Source organism: Cupriavidus sp. HE11 (genome assembly GCF_056097175.1).
Genome location: NZ_CP184464.1, coordinates 19,907 through 38,319 on the forward strand (window position 1 = coordinate 19,907; position 18,413 = coordinate 38,319).

At 65.0% G+C, this 18,413-nt stretch carries 13 protein-coding genes; 12 read left to right on the forward strand and 1 reads right to left on the reverse strand.

Annotation, left to right across the window (positions count from 1 at the left end):
* Nucleotides 1-41 precede the first annotated feature (41 nt).
* From ACOABP_RS00160 to ACOABP_RS00200, 9 genes are all read left to right on the forward strand, one after another.
* Entirely contained in the window at nt 42-1,766 is a 1,725-nt protein-coding gene (locus tag ACOABP_RS00160; protein WP_474226454.1) for an alpha/beta fold hydrolase, read from the forward strand.
* A gap of 61 nt (nt 1,767-1,827) precedes the next feature.
* Nucleotides 1,828-2,277, forward strand: coding sequence for a TIGR01841 family phasin (phaP, locus tag ACOABP_RS00165; protein ID WP_474226455.1), 450 nt, complete (start codon nt 1,828-1,830; stop codon nt 2,275-2,277).
* Nucleotides 2,278-2,338: 61 nt separating this feature from the next.
* Entirely contained in the window at nt 2,339-3,181 is an 843-nt protein-coding gene (gene phaZ / locus ACOABP_RS00170) for a poly(3-hydroxyalkanoate) depolymerase (protein ID WP_474226456.1), read from the forward strand.
* A 7-nt stretch (nt 3,182-3,188) separates the two neighbouring features.
* The gene (locus ACOABP_RS00175) at nt 3,189-4,514 is read left to right on the forward strand and encodes a DUF445 domain-containing protein (protein WP_474226457.1); all 1,326 of its coding nucleotides are present in this window, start codon (nt 3,189-3,191) and stop codon (nt 4,512-4,514) included.
* 219 nt (nt 4,515-4,733) lie between these two features.
* On the forward strand, nt 4,734-6,470 hold the full coding sequence (locus tag ACOABP_RS00180) for an IlvD/Edd family dehydratase (RefSeq protein WP_474226458.1): 1,737 nt from the start codon (nt 4,734-4,736) through the stop codon (nt 6,468-6,470).
* Nucleotides 6,471-6,536: 66 nt separating this feature from the next.
* Complete coding sequence (locus ACOABP_RS00185) at nt 6,537-7,637, forward strand: ABC transporter ATP-binding protein (RefSeq protein WP_474226459.1); 1,101 nt, start codon at nt 6,537-6,539, stop codon at nt 7,635-7,637.
* A 34-nt stretch (nt 7,638-7,671) separates the two neighbouring features.
* A complete protein-coding gene (locus tag ACOABP_RS00190; protein WP_474226460.1) occupies nt 7,672-8,991 on the forward strand; it encodes an ABC transporter substrate-binding protein in 1,320 nt (439 codons plus the stop codon).
* Nucleotides 8,992-9,061: 70 nt separating this feature from the next.
* Nucleotides 9,062-9,961: a carbohydrate ABC transporter permease gene (locus tag ACOABP_RS00195; RefSeq protein ID WP_474227871.1), complete on the forward strand. Its 900-nt coding sequence runs from the start codon at nt 9,062-9,064 to the stop codon at nt 9,959-9,961.
* Entirely contained in the window at nt 9,958-10,836 is an 879-nt protein-coding gene (locus tag ACOABP_RS00200; protein WP_066735581.1) for a carbohydrate ABC transporter permease, read from the forward strand. Before ACOABP_RS00195 ends, ACOABP_RS00200 begins: the two co-directional genes overlap by 4 nt.
* A gap of 470 nt (nt 10,837-11,306) precedes the next feature.
* Here the strand turns inward: ACOABP_RS00200 and ACOABP_RS00205 are convergent, their stop codons facing one another.
* Nucleotides 11,307-12,539, reverse strand: a complete 1,233-nt coding sequence (locus ACOABP_RS00205; RefSeq protein WP_474226461.1) for an MFS transporter — start codon at nt 12,537-12,539, stop codon at nt 11,307-11,309.
* A 1,127-nt stretch (nt 12,540-13,666) separates the two neighbouring features.
* Between ACOABP_RS00205 and ACOABP_RS00210 the strand changes: the two genes are divergently transcribed.
* Genes ACOABP_RS00210 through ACOABP_RS00220 form a run of 3 tightly spaced genes read left to right on the forward strand, consistent with a single transcriptional unit; the run spans nt 13,667 to nt 18,412 of the window.
* Complete coding sequence (locus tag ACOABP_RS00210; RefSeq protein ID WP_474226462.1) at nt 13,667-15,007, forward strand: HlyD family secretion protein; 1,341 nt, start codon at nt 13,667-13,669, stop codon at nt 15,005-15,007.
* 52 nt (nt 15,008-15,059) lie between these two features.
* A complete protein-coding gene (locus tag ACOABP_RS00215; RefSeq protein ID WP_474226463.1) occupies nt 15,060-16,421 on the forward strand; it encodes a hypothetical protein in 1,362 nt (453 codons plus the stop codon).
* Between the two features lie 2 nt (nt 16,422-16,423).
* On the forward strand, nt 16,424-18,412 hold the full coding sequence (locus ACOABP_RS00220) for a glycosyltransferase (protein ID WP_474226464.1): 1,989 nt from the start codon (nt 16,424-16,426) through the stop codon (nt 18,410-18,412).
* The last annotated feature ends 1 nt before the right edge of the window (nt 18,413 follow it).

Genomic DNA, 18,413 nt, shown 5'->3' on the forward strand with positions numbered 1-18,413 from the left:
GGCCAAAGCCGAACAGATGTGGTGTGAGGAACAGTAGAACAATGCAAGCCAATGTTGAATCCCCCGTGCGCGCCCTGGCCGCACCGGAAGGCGTGAACCAGAAAGCCGGCCGTGCCGCGACGAACCAGCCCAGGCTCAACCCGTTTATCGGGCTGCGCCCGTGCGACGTACTGGACACCGTGCGCCAGGTGGGCGCGCAGACCGTGCGCCAGCCGGGCCTGCTGGTCGAGCAGACCGCTGCCCTGACGCGCGAACTGGTGGCGGCGCTGGCCGGCACCGGCGGCCCCGCGCCGCAGAAAGGCGACAAGCGCTTTATCGACAGCGCCTGGCAGAGCAATCCGTTCTATCGGGTGGCGATGCAGAGCTATCTGGCCTGGTGCAACGCGCTGGGCGGCTTTGTCGATCGGTCGGCACTGGACGACCGCAGCAAGGAGCGTGCGCAGTTCGTGCTGCAGCTGATGACCGACGCGCTGGCGCCCACCAATACGCTGCTGGGCAATCCGGCCGCGCTGCGCAAGATCATCGAATCGGGCGGTACCAGCCTGGTCTCGGGCGTCAAGAACGCCGTGATGGATGCCGTGCGCAACCAGGGCATGCCGTCGCAGGTCGACACGTCGGCCTTCGAGGTGGGCAAGAACCTGGCCACGTCGCCCGGTGCGGTGGTGTTTCGCAACGAGGTGCTGGAGCTGATCCAGTACAAGCCGGCCACGGCCAAGGTGCATGGGCGCCCGCAGCTCATCGTGCCGCCGCAGATCAACAAGTACTACGTGTTCGACCTGTCGAAGGGCAAGAGCATCGTCGACTACCTGCTGCAGAGCGAATTCCAGGTGTTCGCCGTGAGCTGGCGCAATCCCACGATCGAGCATCGCGACTGGGACATGGACACCTACGTGACCGCGCTGATCGAAGCCATCCACGCGGTGCGCGAAATTACCGGCAGCGACGACGTGAACCTGCACGGCGCCTGTTCGGGCGCCATGACCATGTCGGCGCTGATGGGCCACCTTGAGGCACGCGGCGAACGGCTGGTCAACGCGGCCACGCTGATGGTGGCCGTGCTGGACAGCAGTGCCGACTCGCAGATCGGTCTGTTCGCCACGCCCGAGAGCATCTCGGCGGCCAAGCAGAACAGCATCATGAAGGGCGTGCTGGAAGGCAACGAAATGGGGCGCGTGTTCGCGTGGATGCGGCCCAACGACCTGGTATGGAACTACTGGATCAACAACTACCTGCTGGGCAATGCGCCGCCGGTGTTCGATATCCTGTACTGGAACAACGACACCACCCGGCTGCCGGGCAAGTTCCACGGCCAGTTGCTGGACATTTTTGCCGGCAACGTGTTTTCCCGGCCCGGCGCGCTGACCGTGCTGGGCACCCCGGTCGACCTGTCCAAAGTGTCATGCGACAAGTACATCGTGGGCGGCATCACCGATCACATCACTCCCTGGAACGGCGTTTACAACACGGCGCGCATGTTCGGCGGCAATACCCGCTTCGTGCTGAGTTCGAGCGGCCATATCCAGAGCCTGATCAACCCGCCGGGCAATCCGAAGGCCAAGTTCTTCGTGAACGCCGATGCGGCGCTGCCCGAAGATGCCGACGCCTGGCTGGGCGGCGCCACCGCGCAAGCGGATTCGTGGTGGGACAACTGGCGCGCGTGGCTGGCCGAGCGCTCGGGAGACCGGCGCGATGCACCGGCGCAGGTGGGCAGTGCAAGCCACCCCGCCCTGTGCGATGCGCCGGGCACCTATGTCACGGGCGCCTGACCGCTGGCGGTCGTCGTATCGAAGCGTTTCTTTTCTCAACAGCACCATTAGCATGAAGACCATGGAAACTACTGCATCGAAGTCATCGTCCGCCAACCCGGTTGGCGGCCTGTTTTCCGCCTACGCCAGCGCGCTGCAGCGCCTGCGCCTGCCCGGCCTTGACGTGAGCGCCATTGGCGAGGCGCGCCGCAAGGACCTGGCTGCACTGGCCACGATCAACCTTGCGCTGCTCGACGGAGTGCAGGCATTCAGCCAGAAGCAGGCAGAAATCGTGCGCGGCACGCTGTCCGGCCTGCAGGACCGCATGCTGCAGTCGGGTGTGGCAGGCGGCAGCGCCGCGGCCACGGGCGCGGTGGAACTGACGCAGAGCGCGCTGCACAAGTCGCTGACCAACCTGCGCGACCTGGCCGATATCGCCCAGAAGACGCAAGCCGACAGCGTGGCAGCAGCCAGCAAGCGAATCGCCGAGAATGTGGAGGAACTGAAGGCGCTGTTCAAGCCCGCGCAGTGATCGCGGATCATCATGCAAGCCGGCGGGCGCCTTGCGGGGCGCCCGCGACAAGGACAACCAGATGAATCAGGCAGCGTGCCACGCCGAAACCGGCGGCAAACTGGACATTCGCACCATTGACCTGGACGGCCGGACGCTGCGCGTTGGCATCCGTCGCGGCAGTGGCGGCAGCCCGCCCCTGTTGCTGTTCAACGGTATCGGCGCCAATCTGGAACTGGTGGAACCGCTGATCGCGGCGCTTGGCGACGTGGAGGCCGTTATTTTCGATATTCCCGGCGTTGGCGGTTCGCCCACGCCGGTGATGCCGTATCGCTTCTCCAACCTTAGCCTGCTGGCGGACAAGCTGCTGACGCACCTGGGCTATACCGGGCAGGTAGACGTGCTGGGGGTCTCGTGGGGTGGCGCGCTCGCGCAGGAGTTCGCGCATCTCTATCCCCAGCGCTGCCGCCGGTTGATCCTGGCTGCGACGTCGCCTGGCGTGATCATGGTACCGGCCAGGCCGTCGGTGCTGGCCAGGATGATCGGGCCGCGCCGCTATACCGACCCCGCCTATCTGGAGAAGATCGGCGGGGATCTGTACGGTGGCGCCTATCGCCATGACATCGAGCTGCTGCGCGAGCACAGCCGCCATATCGAGCCACCGCGCGGACGTGGTTACGTCTACCAGCTGCTGGCCGCCTGGGGCTGGAGCAGCCTGCCGTGGCTCGGCGGCCTGCGCCAGCCCACGCTGGTCATGCATGGCAACGACGACCCGATCGTGCCGCTGGCGAACGCCAAGATCCTGGCGGCCCGCATCCGTCAGGCCAGGCTGCATGTGATCGACGATGGTCACCTGTTCCTGGTGTCGCGTGCGGCAGAGGTGGCGCCCGTGATCCGCGGGTTCCTGCGGCAGGACCTGCATTGAGCCGCGCATGACCGACCGCGCCGGACTTCCGCCAACCGAGTCGGAGACGTCCGGCGCCCTGCCCGCCGCTGCGGGCCAACCTGACCAACCTGACCAGCCTGGCGAGCGCGATGACCGCGACCTGCGCCGCATGCGCGCTACCGCTACCGGCCTGCTGCTGGCGATGCTGGCGCTGCTGGTGGCGAGCGTGCTGGGCCAGCCCCATTACCCTTGGCTGTCCTGGGTGCGCGCCTTTGCCGAGGCCGGCACCGTTGGTGCCGTGGCCGACTGGTACGCGGTGGTGGCCCTGTTCCGGCATCCGTTCGGCGTGCCGGTGCCCCATACGGCGGTGATCCCCCGCAACCAGCAACGCATCGCCGAAAGCCTGGGCACCTTTGTGGAGCGTAATTTCCTGACGCCCGAAGTCATCGTCAGCCGCTTGCGCACGCATAACACCGCGCAGGCGGTGGCCGCGTGGCTGGTGACGCCAGGCAACAGCCGCGCGCTGGCCGATCCGGCCGTGGACGCGTTGCCGGCCCTGCTGCGCGTATTCGACGACGACGAGGTTGCCCGCCTGATCCAGCGTGGTGCGCTGCCCGGTCTGCGCGCGCTCGATGTGTCGGGCATCGCCGGCCATCTGCTGCAGATCCTGACCGAAACCCAGCGGCACCAGCCGCTGCTGGAGCGCGCCCTGACCGCGCTGGAACAATGGCTGGCGGAGAACGCCGGCCTGCTGCAGGCCAAGTTCAGCGAGGCGTCGCGCTACACGCCGGTGCGGCTCGATGCGTACATCGTCAACAAGTTCGTCGAAGGCGTGATCGCGCTGTTGCATGAGGTGCGCACCGAGCCTGATCATCCGCTGCGGCAGCAATTCGACGAAGCCGTGCTGGCCATGATCGACCGGCTGCGCACATCGGAACGCTACCGGCGCATCGGCCGGCTGTGGATGCGCGACTTCCTACGCCACCTGGAACGCGAGGACAGCTACCGTGCGCTCTGGCAACGTGTGCGCGACTGGATCGGCGCCGATGCCGTTCGCCACGATTCTCTGGCGCGTGCCATGCTGGCCGACCTGCTGGCGTCTGTCGGCACCAGCGTGCGCGACGATCCTGCCTTGCAGGGCAAGCTGAACGCCTGGTGGCTGCATTGCGTCCAGCTCACCGTGAGCCGTTACCGGCATCTGGTGCCGATGCTGATCGCGGAAGTGGTCAAGGGTTGGGATGCCAACGAGATCAGCCGCAAGATCGAACGCGAAATCGGCAGCGACCTGCAGTACATCCGCATCAACGGCACCTTCGTCGGCGGCATGGTTGGCGTGTTGCTGCACGCGGCGATGCTGCTGATCGCGGGCTGATCCAAACGGCGCAAAACGAGGCTTCGACTGTTGCAGCGCGTCATGGCCGGCAGGCCATCGGCATCCGGGAAAGCCCCATACCGCATATTGGTAATACCACTTTACCTGTCCGATACCCTGACCTAGACTCGGTTCAACTCGGCATGCGTGCGGCGCGGGATTGGGTCGCGGGCATCCGGATCTGCACCCCCGACAAGAAGCAGAACGCAGGAGACCCGAGTGAACGACGACAATCCGCCGGGGCCGCCCAAAAGGCGCAGCCAGGCATGGTTTGGCCGACTGGATCGCGATGGCTTCATCTATCGGTCCTGGCTGAAGAATCGCGGCATTCCCCATGACCAGTTCGATGGCCGGCCGGTCATCGGCATCTGCAATACCTATTCCGAACTGACCCCCTGCAACTCGCATTTCCGGACGCTGGCCGACCAGGTCAAGACCGGCGTGTGGGAAGCCGGCGGCTTTCCGCTCGAATTTCCGGTGATGTCGCTGGGGGAAACCATGCTGCGCCCCACCGCGATGCTGTTCCGCAACCTCGCCAGCATGGACGTGGAAGAGTCGATTCGCGGCAATCCCATCGACGGCGTGGTGCTGCTGATGGGCTGCGACAAGACCACCCCGGCGCTGATGATGGGCGCGTCCTCGGTCGACCTGCCCACAATCGGCATCTCGGGCGGCCCGATGCTCAGCGGCAAGTTTCGCGGGCAGGAACTGGGCTCTGGCACCGACGTCTGGAAGATGTCCGAGGAAGTGCGCGCCGGGCAGATGTCGCAGGAAGATTTCTTCGAGGCCGAAGGCTGCATGCACCGGTCGCACGGCCATTGCATGACGATGGGCACGGCCTCCACCATGGCCTGCATGGTCGAGTCGCTGGGCATGGCCCTGCCAGGCAACGCGGCGATTCCCGCCGTGGATGGGCGCCGCAATATCCTGGCGCGCGCCTCGGGCCGGCGTATCGTCCAGATGGTCAAGGACAACCTGGTGATGTCGAAGATCCTGACACGCCAGGCCTTCGAGAATGCCATCAAGGTCAATGCCGCCATTGGCGGGTCCACCAATGCGGTGATCCATCTGCTGGCCATTGCCGGGCGCATCGGCGTGAAACTGGACCTGGACGACTGGGATGCGCTGGGCCACGCCCTGCCCTGCCTGGTCGACCTGCAGCCGTCCGGCCGGCATCTGATGGAAGATTTCTACTACGCCGGCGGCTTGCCCGCCGTGATCCGGGAACTTGGCCCGCTGCTGAACCGCGATGCGCTGACCGTCAACGGCAACACGCTCTGGGACAACTGCAAGGACGCGCCGAACTGGAACCGCGAGGTCATCCACGCCTTCGACGCGCCCTTCAAGCCGCACGCCGGTATTGCGGTGCTGCGCGGCAATCTGAGCCCCGATGGCGCGGTCATCAAGCCGTCGGCGGCCACCCCGGCGCTGCTCAGGCACACGGGCCGCGCCGTGGTGTTCGAGGACAGCGAGGACATGCACCGGCGGCTCGACGACGAATCGCTCGATGTCGACGAGAACTGCGTGCTGGTGCTGAAGAACTGTGGTCCGCGCGGTTATCCGGGCATGGCCGAAGCCGGCAACATGCCGCTGCCGCCCAAGGTGCTGCGCAAGGGAATTACCGACATGGTGCGGATCTCCGACGCCCGCATGAGCGGCACCGCCTATGGCACCGTGGTGCTGCACGTCACGCCCGAGGCCGCAGCCGGCGGGCCGCTGGCGCTGGTGCAGAACGGCGACATGGTCGAGCTGGACGTGGAAGCCCGCAAGCTGCACCTGCACGTATCGGACGAGGAACTGGCGCGACGGCGCGCGGCCTGGCAGCCCCCTGCGCCGCCCATGGAGCGCGGCTGGACGCGGCTGTATTTCGAGCACGTGCAACAGGCCAACCTGGGCGCCGACATGGATTTCCTGGTGGGCAAGAGCGGCGCTGCCGTGCCGAAAGACAACCACTGACGCACCATCCCGGGCACGGCCGCCCCGCAGGGCGGCGGCGCAGCGCCCGACAAGGAGACGCAACGCATGGCATCGGTTCAGATCCGCGATGTGCAGAAGTCCTTTGGCGGGACGCAGGTCATAAGGGGCGTCAGCATAGACATTCCCGATGGCGAGTTCACGGTGCTGGTGGGCCCGTCCGGCTGCGGCAAGTCCACGCTGCTGCGCATGCTGGCCGGACTGGAGGAAATTACCGGCGGCGAGATCGCCATCGGCGACCGCGTGGTGAACCGTCTGCCACCCAAGGAACGCGATATCGCCATGGTGTTCCAGAACTACGCGCTCTACCCGCATATGTCGGTCTACGACAACATGGCCTTCTCGCTGAAGCTGGCGGGGGTGCCGCGCGAAACCATCAGGAACAAGGTGGACAAGGCGTCGGGCATCCTGGGCCTGGGCCAGCTGCTGGACCGCTACCCGCGCCAGCTTTCGGGCGGCCAGCGCCAGCGTGTGGCGATGGGCCGCGCCATCGTGCGCGACCCGCAGGTATTCCTGTTCGATGAACCGCTGTCCAACCTCGATGCCAAGCTGCGCGTGCAGATGCGCGCCGAGATCAAGGAACTGCACCAGCGGTTGCGCACCACGTCGGTCTACGTCACGCACGACCAGATCGAGGCCATGACGATGGCCGACCAGATCGTGGTGATGCGCGACGGCCGCGTGGAGCAGCGCGGGCGGCCGCTGGCGCTCTACGACCATCCCGACAATCTCTTCGTGGCCGGATTTATCGGGTCGCCGGCCATGAACTTCGTGCCGGGTGTGCTGCGCCGCCAGAACGGCCAGACGCGGGTGGAGTTTCCCGACGGCACGCTGCTGCCCGCCCCCGCCCGCCTGCAGGACGGCGCCGGCGCCGACGGCCAGCGCGTGATCTATGGCGTGCGGCCCGAGCACCTGGCCTATGGCGCGCCGGGCCAGGGCTTTCCGACCACGGTCACGGTGGTGGAGCCAACCGGCGCCAATACCGAGGTGTACTCGCGCTTCGGTGAGACCGATTTCATTTCAGTGTTCCGCGAACGCCACGACTTTGCTGCGGGCCAGGCGCTGCATCTGGTGCCCGACCATCAGCACACGCACCTGTTCGACGCCGAATCGGGCCAGGCGCTGCCCCGCCAGACCGCACGGCAATAACCACCCTTGGCATGACCATGGAGGAGACACAGCAATGAGCCATTCCGGTAACTTCACAAGGCGCGATTTCCTGGTATCGACGGCAGCCGTGGCTGCCACCACGGCGCTGGGCACTCCGGCGTATGCCGCCACGCAACTGCAGTACAAGCCCGAGGCCGGCGCCAAGCTGCGCGTGCTGCGCTGGAAGCGCTTCGTGCAGGGCGACGAAGACCTGTGGAATGCCAACGCGAAAAAGTTCAGCGAGCTGACCGGCGTGGAAGTGCGCATCGACAACGAAGGCTGGGAAGACGTGCGGCCCAAGGCGGCGGTGGCGGCCAGCGTGGGCACCGGTCCGGACATCGTGCTGGGCTGGTTCGACGATCCGCAGCAATACCCCGACAAGCTCGTCGACGTGACCGACGTTGCCACGTACCTGGGCAACAAGCACGGCGGCTGGTACGACGTCTGCAAGAAGTACGGCATGCACAACGGCAAGTGGATTGCCGTGCCGCTGGGCGTGGTGGGCAATGCGCTGGTCTACCGCGAAAGCCACGTCAAGGCCGCGGGCTTCGACGGCATCCCCAAGGACACGGCGGGCTTCCTGAAACTGTGCCAGGCGCTGAAGGCCAAGGGCACGCCGCCCGGCTTCGCGCTGGGCAAGGCCGTGGGCGACGGCAATAACTGGGCGCACTGGCTGCTGTGGTCGCACGGCGGCATGCTTGTGGATACCAAGGGCAAGGTGGTGGTGAATTCGCCCGAGACCTGGGCTGCGCTGGAGTACGCCAGGCAGCTCTACCCCACGTTCGTGCCCGGCACGCTGTCGTGGCAGGACCCGTCGAACAACAAGGCGTTCCTGGACGGGCAGGTCAGCCTGACCGCCAACGGCATCTCGGTCTACTACGCGGCCAAGAATTCGAAGGAGCCCAAGCTGCAGGAAATGGCGAAGGACATCCAGCACGCGCACTTCCCGATCGGCAAGAGCGGCAAGCCGACCGAGCTGATGCAGATCACGCAGATGATGATCTTCAAGTACTGCAAGTATCCGAACGCGGCCAAGGCGTTCCTGCAGTTCATGATGGAGCCCGAACAGTACAACCCGTGGATGGAGGCCGCCATCGGCTACGTGAGCCAGCCGCTCAAGGAATACGAGGCGAACCCGATCTGGACGGCCGATCCGAAGCACACCGTGTACCGTGATGCGGCATCGCTGATGCTCGACAACGGCCACGCCGGCCCGCTGGGCACGGCATCGGCGGCGGCCATGGCCGACTACATCGTGCTCGACATGGTGGCCGAGGCGGCCAGCGGATCGAAGACGCCCAAGGAAGCCGCGGCCCGCGCGGCGCAGCGCGCCGAGCGCTACTACAAGGCCTGACGCGATGCAGAATACCGCTGCGACGCCGCCTGCCTCGCAGCGGCCCCCTGCCCAGCCGGCCCGGCGATCGATGCTGTCCCGGCTGTCCGACAACCGTCAGGCGCTCGGGTTGCTGTTCATGCTGCCCACGGCGCTGCTGCTGCTGATCTTCCTGACCTATCCGCTCGGGCTGGGCGTCTGGCTGGGCTTTACCGACACCAAGATCGGCCGGCCCGGGGCGTGGATCGGGCTGGACAACTTTGCTTACCTGGCCAGCGATTCGGTGACCCAGCTGGCGCTCTTCAACACCATCTTCTACACACTGTTCGCCAGCGTGCTGAAATTTGCGCTGGGGCTGTGGCTGGCACTGCTGCTGAACCGCAACCTGCCATTCAAGTCGTTCTTCCGGGCCGTGGTGCTGCTGCCGTGGATCGTTCCCACCGCCTTGTCGGCGCTCGCGTTCTGGTGGATCTACGATGCCCAGTTCTCGGTCATCAGCTGGACGCTGGTCAAGCTCGGGCTGATCGACAGTTATATCGACTTCCTGGGTGATCCGTGGCTGGCACGGTTCTCGACGATTGCGGCCAATGTCTGGCGCGGCATCCCGTTCGTTGCCATCTCGCTGCTGGCCGGGCTGCAGACCATCTCGCCCACGCTGTACGAGGCGGCCTCCATCGACGGCGTCACGCCGTGGCAGCAGTTCCGCTACGTGACCCTGCCCCTGCTGACGCCAATCATCGCCGTGGTGATGACGTTCTCGGTGCTGTTCACCTTTACCGATTTCCAGCTGATCTACGTGCTTACGCGTGGCGGTCCGCTCAATGCCACGCACCTGATGGCCACGCTGTCGTTCCAGCGCGCCATTCCGGGCGGGTCGCTGGGCGAAGGCGCGGCACTTGCCACGATGATGGTGCCGTTCCTGCTGGCGGCCATCCTGTTCTCGTATTTCGGCCTGCAGCGGCGCGCGTGGCAACAGGGAGGCGACAAATGAAAACCAAGGCGGTGGAGAACGAATCGCAAGGCATGGAGTATCTGCAGTCCGTGCCGCGCCGCTGGGTGACGCTGTATATCCCCATCGGGGTATTCCTGTTCGTGCTGCTGTTCCCGTTCTACTGGATGGGCATCACGGCCTTCAAGCCCGATGGCGAACTGCTGATGCAAAGTGCCAACCCGTTCTTCGTGATGGCGCCGACGCTGGCCCATTTCAAGAAACTGCTATTCAACACGCCCTACCCGGCCTGGCTGCTCAATACCGTCATTGTCTCGACGGTGTCCACGTTTGCGTCGCTGGCGGCCAGCGTGCTGGCGGCCTACGCCATCGAACGGCTGCGCTTCCAGGGTGCCAAGCAGGTGGGGCTGGCGATTTTCCTGGCCTACCTGATTCCGCCGTCGATCCTGTTTATTCCGCTGGCGTCGATCGTGTTCCAGCTTGGACTGTTCGATACGCGCTGGGCCCTGATCCTGACCTATCCGACCTTCCTGATCCCGTTCTGCACCTGGTTGCTGATGGGATATTTCCGCTCGATTCCGTACGAACTGGAGGAATGCGCGCTGATCGATGGCGCCACGCGTTGGGAAATCCTGGTCAAGATCATCTTGCCGCTAGCCGTACCGGGGCTGATCTCGGCAGGGATTTTTGCGTTCACGCTGTCGTGGAACGAGTTTATCTATGCGCTGACGTTTATCTCGTCGTCGGAGGTAAAGACCGTGCCGGTGGGTATCGTCACCGAACTGGTGGAAGGCGACGTCTATCACTGGGGAGCGCTGATGGCCGGCGCACTGCTGGGCTCGCTGCCGGTGGCCGTGGTGTATTCGTTCTTCGTCGAGTATTACGTGTCGGGCATGACCGGGGCGGTCAAGGAATAATCCGCCATTCGGCGCGCGAACTAACGGACGGCTGCGACGATATGCGTGGCGTCGGCCACGTTGCCGGTATCCAGCCTGACACAGCGCGTCTTCAGGAGCTTGCCGATTCGCCACCACTGCACGGTTTCCACGCGGGACTGACTGGGGCACAGCAGCTCCGCATATACCGGTGCGCAATTAATCAGGGATCGGACGATACGCAGCGTATATCCGTCATTCAGCAACTGGACGAGGCGTCTTTGTTGTGGGGACAGTGACATGGATAGTGCGGTCAGAAAAATGCGGGCAACGTGCGGGATGCCGTTGCCCGCACATGAAATCGCCGGCGGGTACGCAGCGATTTCGCGCTAACGGCAGATTATGCCGTTTGATTAATCAAATAGCAGTGCACGCAATCCGCACATTTCGGACACACACGTGATCATGTCAGCACTAAACGCCGTGCCGGGCGAATATCTACCCCAAATCACCTATTCCGCCTGAGGCACCAGACGCGGCGTCTGGTGCCTGCCCAGGAATGCGAAGGCAATCTGGATCGACCCGACGGTCAGGCCCAGCGTGGCGCCGACTTTCCAGGCCAGCGCATAGTCGTGCATCAGGTCATATAGCCAGCCACCGCCAAAAGCCCCAATAAAGCTGCCGATCTGGTGACTGAAAAACGCCACGCCGGCAATCATGGCCTGCCAGCGCAGGCCGAAAGTCTGCGCAATCCAGCCCTGCACCAGCGGCGACACCCCCAGCCACAGGAAACCCATGACTGCCGAGAAAATCATCGTGCTTTCCGGGGTTGGAGAAACGTGGAAAAACCAGATAAATCCGATCGAGCGGCAAATATAGATACCGCCCAGCAAGAGCAGCTTGTTGACCCGGCCGCCGGCCCATCCGAAAAACAGGCTGCCCAGCACGTTGAATCCGCCAATCAGGCCTAGCGCCTTGGCCGAGAGCATTGGGTCCATGCCGCAGATATCGAGATACGCCGGCAGATGCGTGGTCAGGAATACCAGTTGCATGCCGCAGACGGTATAGGCCAGCGCCATCACAACGAACGGCGGATGGCGCAGCGCGGTCATCAGCGCGTGCCGGCCGCTCTGCTCTGCCTGCGCACGGGTGGGCAACACGCGCACCTGGTCGACCCGGCCACCAAACCATGCAGCCGGCAGCATGATCAGCGCCAGGATCACGAACGACGCCAGGCCCATGCGCCAGCCCCACTCGCCCGAAATGCCCTGGCCGAGCGGCGCCGCAATCATCGCGCCCAGCGAGCCGGATGCCGACACACAGCCAAGCACCAGGCTGCGCACCTGCGCACTGACCGCGCTCGATGCGGCTGCCATCGCCATGGCCGTGCCCGTGCTGGCCATCGCCATGCCGATCAGCACCCCGCCGCCCAGCACCACCGCCCACATGCTGTGGGCCGTCGCCAGCAACACCAGCCCGACGATATACAGCAGCGAGCCGCCCACCATCAGCGGCCGGAAGCCGCTCCTGACCGCCAGTGCGCCGGCAAATGGCTGGAGCACGCCCCAGGTGAGGTTCTGCACCGCCACGGCAATCGTGAAATCGCCCACGGAGATCCCGATATCGCGCGTCAGCGGCGGCACGAAGATGCCAAGGCTCTGCCGCAAGCCCATGGCAAGCGACAGCATGACGGAGGCGCCGATCAGGATCGGCATGACGGGGCGCAGCGAGGATAGGCGAGACATGCGTGGGCTCTTGTTATAGGCGGCATGCCGGGGGGAGCAGCCGTCCCAGCCATTTTCGTTGAATCGTCAAGGGTTTTGTATGCTCGGGAATACTGAGAAGGCACTGCCCTGCAGAAGCCGGAACGGATTTCGGCCCCATCCGTGGCCTGGATCGACCACATTTGTGCAGGTGCGCCGAAATTCCCCCCGAGATTGGCGCGCCTACCTGGCGGCTGGTGCCCTTTTTGATGCCCTCACGCCAGCCGATGTTTGTGCATCATTCAATATCATTGCGATAAGTTTTCTTATCGCAATGGCATTCCAGCGATCTGAAACCATGTGCCGCAGAATCGTGGCCGCAGGCAGCCGCAACCGGACATCGTCACGTTGTGCCCGCTCTCAAGATCGGGACCGCACTCCGATTACATCGCGGCATGATGTAATTTCCCACCGCACTCAACGAACACCCGAATCATTCGTCAGTACCCTTACCGCTTGTTCAAATCCCCTCGGTCACACTCTGATACACAGTCGTTCGACGCCCGTCGTTGCATCGCGGCAATCGCCGGTCATCGTCAGCCAGTTGACAGGCTTTGTACTTCTCACCGTGCAAATCTGTCCACGCACTGCCCCTGCTTGCAAGATCTACCTGCGCGCAGCGGCTTCGGCTTAATTTCGCGTTAAGGCCCGCCCCTTCTGAATCAGCGGCTTACTACAAACAGCCGTTTTCGCAGGCCTCGAATCAAGAGATGTAAGTGGACCGATATACAGTCCTTACACATTCTTACAGCAAGCAAAGTCCAAACTGACTAACTTTGAATCGCTCCAGCGTTGCATCGCATCAATCCGGCGATGTTGTGCTGAGGGCTTCCATGGCGCGTAGCGTCTCGTAGCACCTGTCTGCATGGGGATTCCGTTCTGGGCCCGTGTCGACAGTTCAATGGATCGGCACACACGGTCCACTCGCCTGTCCTGGCGGCGTAGCAACGGCCCGGGGCAAACGGCGCATAAAAATTGTTGGGGGACGTAGGCACCGAATCGTCCGAACGAGCTCATGCGCTCGCGCGGCGGGACAGTGCTGTCTGCGAAATAACAACCGCGACCGACGTTGGCGATCGCGGCAGGCCACCTATTACCCGGGAGCTCGCATGGACAACAATTCCGACCGAAAGCCGACCGTGCCAACGCGGCTACCACCTGCGTCGCCACAGCAGCCGAAACAGCCCCCGCCCCGCGACGCCGTCGCGAAGCAAAGCAGCCCGCTGAGCCTGCGGCCGGTCTGGCAGGCCATTCCGCGCCTTGCCAGCTATGGCATGGTGGGTTTCATCATCTGGATCATCCTCTCGGTGATGTTCCCCTACGTCTTCGTGCGCTCTTCGGAACGTGCGATCGTCAACAGCCCGGTCAGCCTTATCACCACGCCGGTGGAAGGCGTGGTCACGAAACAGCTGGTGCCGGTGGGCACCACCTTCACTGCCGGGCAGTCCCTGATGACGCTGCAGAATCCAAACATGGATCGCGCATTGCTGATGGAGCTGACTGGCAAGAAGCTCGACAACGATAAACGGCTGGAAGCCGCCAAATCGAAGCTCGAAGGCAATCAGGTGCGCCTGGCCTCCACCAATGGCGACGTCAAGCGCTATACCTCGGTGGCCCAGCAACAGAACGATTCCCGTGTGCGTGGCATCGAGGCCCGCCTGAGCGCGGCGCAGCAGCAGATCGATGCACAGGTCAATGTCGTCACGCGTAACGAAGCCATGCAGCAGGCAGGCGCCGTCAGCCAGGCATTCACCGATGCATCGCGCAACCAGCTTGCCGTGCTGGGCGGCCAGAAGGATGCGATCGAGGCCGAACTCAACGGTGCGCGCAGCAGCAGTGCCGCCACGCGCAACCGCGTCTATGCGTCGAACAACGACGGCGCCGTTGGCGCGCTCTCGCAGCGGTCTGACGAGCTTAAGGCCGAAAACACCCAGTTGCAGGCCGAGATCAAGCAACTCCAGGAATACGGCGCCGAAGTCGACAAGCTGGTCGATACAGAGCAGCAACGCCTTGACCGCGTGTCGAACCTCGACATCAAGGCCTACGCCGGCGGCGTCGTCGAAGACGTCCTGGCGCCACCGGGCACGCATGTGGCGGCCGGGGCCACGCTGATGCGCGCCACCAATTGCACGACGCCAAGCGTGGTGGCCGTATTCCCGCGCAGCCTGAGCAAGGACCTGCTGCCGGGTGCCCCGGTCACGGTCATGGTCGATGGCGTGGCCACGCCGCTGTCGGGCAAGGTCGCCGAAATCCTGCCGCGGGCACCCGATGGCGACCAGGCGCGCTACTTCGTGCCGTTCCCGCCCATCGAGAAAAACGAGCTGTACCTGATTGCGAAGCTGAACAAGCCGCTGCCTGACCTGCCCGGCGCAGGCAAGACGGACCGCTGCGCACTCGGCCACTGGGCCAAGGTAAGTCTTGACCGTCCGTGGTTTCGCCGGCTGATCTGATCGGAGCCGATCGCACAGTCATTCACCCAACGCCCGCAGGAAGGAGACTACCGTGCAGCGTACTACCGCAGGAATGCCACACCGGGCCGCGCGCAAGCGGCTGATCGAAGCGCTGATGACAACCGTGCTCACCACGCCGCTGGCGCTGTCCGCCGCGCCGGCGGCGCCGGGCGACGCCGCCCGCGACCAGATGCGCGATGCCGGCTGCCAGACGCTGACGCAACGCGTGGCCGCCATCCCGGGCAACGGGCCCGTCATGCTCGCCAGCTACGAGCCCGCGCCGGGCGGCGAACCGCTGCCCGGCCCGCTCAAGGAGTCGGCCTTTGTTTATGACAACGCGCTGGCCGGCATCGCGCTGATCGCGTGCGGCCAGAAGGATGCTGCCCGGCGCATTGCCGATGGGGTTGTGGCCGGCGTGACGCGCGACCGTCACTATCACGACGGCCGCATCCGCAACGCCTATCGTGCCGGCGCGATGCCTGCCGACGGCCCGGTGCCGATGCCGGGCTGGTGGGACGCCAAGGCCAACAAGTGGTTCGAAGACCGCTACCAGGTTGGCACGGCCACCGGCAACGTCGCATGGGCAGCGCTGCTGTTGCTGGCTGCCTACGATGCCACGCACTCGCCACGCTATCTCGACACGGCCAGGACGATGATGGGCTGGGTCGACAAGGAGACGTTCAACGCCGACGCGCCCGCCGCCTTTATCGGCGGGTACTTCGGCCACGAGCCGTCGCCGCAGCGCCAGGGCTGGAAGTCCACCGAGCACAACGTCGACACGTACGCGGTGTTTCGATGGCTGTCGCGGTATGACAGCGATCCGCGCTGGAAAACCGGCGCCGAGCGTTCGCGCAAGTTTGTCGAGACGATGTGGCAGCCCGGCGAAGGCCGCTTTGCCATCGGCACGCGTGACGACGGCCGTTCGCTCAACGGCGGCCCCTCGGCGCTCGATGCGTCGCTCTGGCCGCTGATCGCCATTCCTGACGCCGCCGGCAACTGGCAGCGCGCGCTGGCCTGGGCGCGGGCCAAGCACGGCGTCAAGGGCGGCTATGGTTTCAACGCCAATCCGGACGGCATCTGGACCGAAGGCACCGGCCAGGCCGCGCTGGTACTGCGCGCCATGGGCCGCGACAGCGAAGCCGCGCCGCTCTGGCCGATCCTGACGGCGCAGCGCGCGCCGTCGGGCATGCTGTTCGCCACGCCCGAGCAACGTGTGCGCACGGGGCTGCAGATCGGCCCCGATTCCAAGACCGACGACTTCTATTACTTTCACCTGCCCCACCTGGGCGCCACGGCCTGGGCCGTGCTTGCCGCCACCGGATGGAATCCGTTCCAGCCAGGCGGTTGCCGGGGCGCGAGCTGTGCCACGGCAACCCAGGCGGCGGCATCGCCCGACAATCCACCCAAGGAGTAACGATGCTCGCCGCGAGTTTTGCAAGTTTCCTCGATAGCAGCATGCTCGTGCAGATCAATGCGGGCGCGCTGCTGGTGGCCGTGCTGTGTCTGCGCGGCAACCGGCATCGCGCCGCGGACCGATGGCTTTTTGGCCTGGCGGCGGCGGTCCTGCTGATCGTGTATTACATCTGGCGCGTCACCGAGACGCTGCCGGAATGGCGCATGGAGTTTCCAAGCATCTGGGCCCATGCGTTCCTGGGCTTCGAGACGCTGACGATCCTGTACACGCTGATCTCGATCATCACGCTGACACGCACCACCGACCATTCCGCCGCAGCCGATGCCGGCGAGCAGCGCCTGCGCGGCGACCGCGATGCCCCCGGCGTGGACATCTTCATCGCCACGTACAACGAGGGCCTGGACGTGCTGGAGAAGACCATCGTCGCGGCCAAGGCCATCGACTACCCGAACTTCCGCGTCTGGGTGCTGGACGACACCCGCCGCGACTGGCTCCGCGACTTCTGCCGCAAGGTGGGCGTGAACTATGTGACCCGGCCCGACAACGCCCATGCCAAGGCCGGCAACCTGAACAACGGGCTGTACCACAGCGCCCAGGGCGACGGCGGCGCGCCTTACATCATGGTGCTCGATGCCGACTTCGCACCCAACCGCAACATCCTGCTGCGCATCATCGGCCTGTTCGACGACCCGCGCGTGGGCGTGGTGCAGACGCCGCAGTTCTACTACAACGCCGACCCGATCCAGTACAACCTGCGCTCCACCGAATGCTGGGTGGATGAGCAGCGTGCGTTCTTCGACGTGATGCAGCCGGCCAAGGACGCCTGGGACACCGCGTTCTGTATCGGCACGTCGTTCGTGGTACGGCGCGAGGCGCTGGGCCATATCGGCGGATTCCCCATCGGCACGGTGACCGAGGACATCCACCTGACCTACAAGCTGATGCCGTTCGGCTATGTCACCCGCTGGCTCAACGAGCGGCTCAGCGTGGGCCTGTCTGCCGAAGGACTGCCCGAGTACATCAGCCAGCGCAGTCGCTGGGGGCTGGGCACCATCCAGGTGGCGCTGACCGCCGACGGCCCCATGCGCGGCCGCGGCTACACGCTGCGCCAGCGCCTGCACTATGTCCACGGCCTGCTGCACTGGCTCAGCCGCCCGTTCACGCTGATGCTGCTGGCGGGGCCGCTGCTTTACTGGTTCTTCAACGTGCCCACGCTCTACGGCGACCCGATGCAGTTCCTGGCCTACGGCGTCCCGGCTCTGCTGCTGTACTGGGCCTACAGCATCTGGATCACCGGGTCGCGGGCCATGCCGATCTTTACCGAAGTGACGCAGATCGTGGCCGCGATGGCCGTCACGGCCACGCTGGCGAGCGCCATGTTCAAGCCGTTCGGGCGGCCATTCAAGGTCACCAACAAGGGGCTGGACCGCTCGAAGCTAACGGTGCATGGCAAGTTTGCGCTGCTCTATGGCGGGCTGTTCTTCCTGTCGGCCATGGGCCTGGCGCGCGCCGTGGCCGCCGATGGCAATGCGCCGGGCACCGTGTTCAACGTGGCCTGGACACTGGTGTCGATGGTGCTGTACCTGGCGTCGATGCTGGTCTGCTTCGAACTGCCGCGTCCGCGCAAGGAGGAGCGTTTCCCGTTCCGCGTGGCCGCGCGCCTGCAGTTCTATGGCGCCGACGGGGTGTCGCGCGAGGTGGACGGCGTGACGCGCGATCTGTCCTGCAACGGCGTGGCACTCGAATCGCATAGCGGTACGCGGGTGGAACCCGGTGCCGTTGGGGCCTTCTGGCTCGCGTCGCTGGGATGGGTGCCGTGCCGCGTGGCACGTACCGACGGCCAGCTGATTGGCATCTCGCTGGTTCCTGACATGGCGGCACGGCACCGGCTGATCCGGCTGCTGTTCAGCGAGCCGCCACACAACATCGCGCATCGCGGCCTGCCCGGCACGGCCATCGTGCAACTGCTGCGCCGCGCGTTTACAGGTTGAA